The sequence below is a fragment of the Martelella sp. UBA3392 genome, from assembly GCF_002358775.1.
Classification (GTDB): domain Bacteria; phylum Pseudomonadota; class Alphaproteobacteria; order Rhizobiales; family Rhizobiaceae; genus Martelella; species Martelella mediterranea.
In genome coordinates, this window is record NZ_DEPM01000230.1 from 890 (window position 1) to 3,801 (window position 2,912).

Annotated in this window: 3 protein-coding genes and 1 pseudogene; 3 read left to right on the forward strand and 1 reads right to left on the reverse strand. The window is 64.0% G+C overall.

The window, feature by feature from the left end:
* Window positions 1–253: 253 nt before the first annotated feature.
* Genes cysT through B4E36_RS18465 form a run of 3 tightly spaced genes read left to right on the forward strand, consistent with a single transcriptional unit; the run spans window position 254 to window position 2,704 of the window.
* Entirely contained in the window at window positions 254–1,099 is an 846-nt protein-coding gene (gene cysT, locus B4E36_RS18455; RefSeq protein WP_345900661.1) for a sulfate ABC transporter permease subunit CysT, read from the forward strand.
* 3 nt (window positions 1,100–1,102) lie between these two features.
* A complete protein-coding gene (cysW, locus tag B4E36_RS18460) occupies window positions 1,103–1,939 on the forward strand; it encodes a sulfate ABC transporter permease subunit CysW (RefSeq protein WP_292059868.1) in 837 nt (278 codons plus the stop codon).
* Window positions 1,940–1,951: 12 nt separating this feature from the next.
* Complete coding sequence (locus B4E36_RS18465) at window positions 1,952–2,704, forward strand: ABC transporter ATP-binding protein (RefSeq protein WP_345900662.1); 753 nt, start codon at window positions 1,952–1,954, stop codon at window positions 2,702–2,704.
* On the opposite strand, the pseudogene B4E36_RS18470 reads toward B4E36_RS18465, so the two are convergent.
* Window positions 2,705–2,912 (reverse strand): annotated as a pseudogene (locus B4E36_RS18470) (delayed-early response protein/equilibrative nucleoside transporter); the annotation flags it as partial. It lies immediately after the preceding gene.

The following is a 2,912-nucleotide window of genomic DNA, read 5'->3' on the forward strand; positions in this document are numbered from 1 at the left end:
CGCGAAAGCGACAGAGAGGGGTAAGGGCATAAACCGCAAGCTCCGCGTTTTCTGATAGGGTTCACCCCTCTCTGCCCTGCCGGGCATCTCCCCTCAAGGGGGGAGATTGGCGTGTTGTGAGGGTGAGCCGTCCCGCTGAAGCCTCAAGCGCCCGCAGCGAGGAGTGCATCCCGCCAACAAAACCCGTGCCCCCTGCAACAGGAATTGCTATAGCCTCCGGCATCACCGCGAAAAGGCCATCATGACGTTCATCATGCCGACAGCGACCAGACGCGCGAACCGCAGCGTCATGCCGGGTTTCGGGCTGACGCTCGGGACCACGCTGCTTTTTGTCGCCCTGATCATCCTGCTGCCGCTGTCGGCGCTGTTCTGGCAGCTTGGCCAGCTCGGCTTTGCCGATTACTGGCGGATCATCACCAATCCGCGCACGCTCGCGGCCTTCCGCGTCACGATTTCGGCGGCAGCCCTTGCCACCGTGTTCAACGCCTGTTTCGGCCTGCTGCTCGCCTGGGTGATTGTGCGCTACAAGTTTCCCGGCAAGCGCCTGCTCGATGCGCTGATCGACCTGCCCTTCGCGCTGCCGACGGCCGTGGCCGGCATCGCGCTGGTGGCGCTCTACGACCGCAATGGCTGGATGGGCATGCTGCTATCGGACTTCGGCATCAAGGTCGCCTATACCTGGTGGGGCATCGCGCTCGCCATGACCTTTACCTCCGTGCCCTTCGGCGTGCGCACGGTGCAGCCGGTGATGGAGAGCCTGAGCCATGATCTGGAAGAGGCGGCGCAGACGCTTGGCGCCACCGATTTCCAGGTGTTCCGCCATATCGTGTTCCCGCAAGTGTTTCCGAGCTTCATCATGGGCGCGTCGCTTGCGTTTGCCCGTTCGCTCGGCGAGTTCGGGGCGGTGATCTTCATCGCCGGCAACATGCCGTTCAAGACCGAGATCGCCTCGCTTCTGATCATGATCCGGCTCGATGAATACGACTTCCCCGCCGCAAGCGCGATCGCCGGCACGGTGCTGGCACTGGCGCTCCTCGTGCTGATCCTCGCCAATATCGCCCAGAACCGCGCCGCGCGGCATATGTCGAGGGGAGGCTGAGCCATGGTCCATCCGCAAGTCAAGGCGCTGCGGCGCAGACGCAGCCTGAAGCGGGCGGCACTGGTGTTCGTCGCCGTCGCCTTTGCCGCTCTCATCATGGGCCTGCCGAGCGTGGCGATCTTCGCCCGCGCCTTTTCCGAAGGCATCGGCGTCTATGCCTCGGGCCTCCTCGAGCCGGAAACGCTGCATGCGATCAAACTCACCGTCATCACGGCGCTGATCGCCTTGCCGGTCAATATCGCCTTCGGCATCTGCGCCGCCTGGGCCGTGACCCGGTTCCGCTTTCCGGGCCGGCGGGTGCTGATCACGATCATCGAACTGCCATTCTCGATCTCGCCGATCGTCGCGGGTCTTTGCTATCTGCTGGTCTACGGCTCCACCGGCCTTGTCGGCAGCTATGCCGATCAATACGGCATCCAGTTGATGTTCAACCTCACCGGCATCGTGCTGGTCTCGCTGTTCGTCACCTGCCCCTTCGTCGCCCGCGAGGTGATCCCGCTGATGGAGGTTGCCGGTCGCGACCAAGAGGAGGCAGCGTTGACCCTTGGCGCAAACGGCTGGCAGACCTTCTTCCACGTCACCCTGCCCAATATCCGCTGGGCGCTGCTCTATGGCGCGATCCTGGCGAATGCCCGCGTCATTGGCGAATTCGGCGCGGTCAGCGTCGTCTCCGGCAATATTCGCGGCGAGACCATGACGCTGCCGCTGCAGGTGCAGTTGCTCTATGACGATTACAACGTGACCGGCGCCTTTGCCGCCGCCACCATTCTGACGGTGATCGCCGTGATCACGCTGATCCTGAGATCCGCGATCGAATCGCGTCACCCGCAAGCGCACTGAGAAAGACCGACCATGGCCCTCACAGTCGAAAATGTTTCGAAATCCTACAGCAGCAACAAGGTTCTCGACCGCGTCGATCTCGATATCCGTCCCGGCGAATTCGTGGCGCTGCTCGGGCCATCCGGCTCCGGCAAGACCACGCTGCTCAGGATCATCGCCGGCCTGCAATTCGCCGACGAGGGCCGGCTCCTGATGGAGGGCGAGGACATTACCGGGCTGGAGGCGCGGCTGCGGCGTTTCGGCATGGTGTTCCAGAGCTATGCGCTGTTCGAGCACAAGACGGTGGCCGAAAACGCCGCCTTCGGGCTGAAGATGCGCCCGCGCGCCACACGGCCATCCCGCGAGGAGATCGGCAAGCGGGTGCGCGATCTGCTCGACATGGCGGAGATCGGCCATCTTTCCGACCGTTACCCCTCGCAGCTTTCCGGCGGCCAGCGTCAGCGGGTGGCGCTGGCGCGCGCGCTTGCGATCGAACCGCGCCTGCTGCTGCTCGACGAGCCTTTCAGCGCGCTCGACACCAAGATCCGCAAGGGCTTGCGCGGCGCGCTCCGCGACCTTCAGAGAAAGGTCGGGATTGCCGCCATTCTGGTGACCCATGATCAGGAGGAAGCCTTCGAGATCGCCGACCGGATCGCGGTGATGTCGGAAGGCCATATCGAACAGTTCGGCACGGCGGAGGAATTGCTGCGCCGGCCCGCGACGCCGTTCGTCGCGGAGTTCCTCGAGGGCATGAGCAATTACCAGAACCTCGGAGCCGGGATCTGATCAGCCTGTCATCGAAGCCGCAAACAGCATCAGTCCCAGAAGCGTGACCAGAAGCGCGCCGGCGATCTCGATGCCGTAGCCGATCCGGGTCGCGCGCTTCGAACCGGGGCCAGCAAGACGCACGGCAAGCCCCTTGGCTGACACGGCGATGATCGCCAGCACCGATACGGTGATCGCGGTGCCAATCGCCATGGCGAAGACCGAGGCG

Coding starts and splice junctions, on each gene's coding strand:
- cysT (WP_345900661.1), top strand. CDS start 254: ATGCCGACAGCGACCAGACGCGCGAACCGCAGCGTCATGCCGGGTTTC.
- B4E36_RS18465 (WP_345900662.1), top strand. CDS start 1,952: ATGGCCCTCACAGTCGAAAATGTTTCGAAATCCTACAGCAGCAACAAG.
- cysW (WP_292059868.1), top strand. CDS start 1,103: ATGGTCCATCCGCAAGTCAAGGCGCTGCGGCGCAGACGCAGCCTGAAG.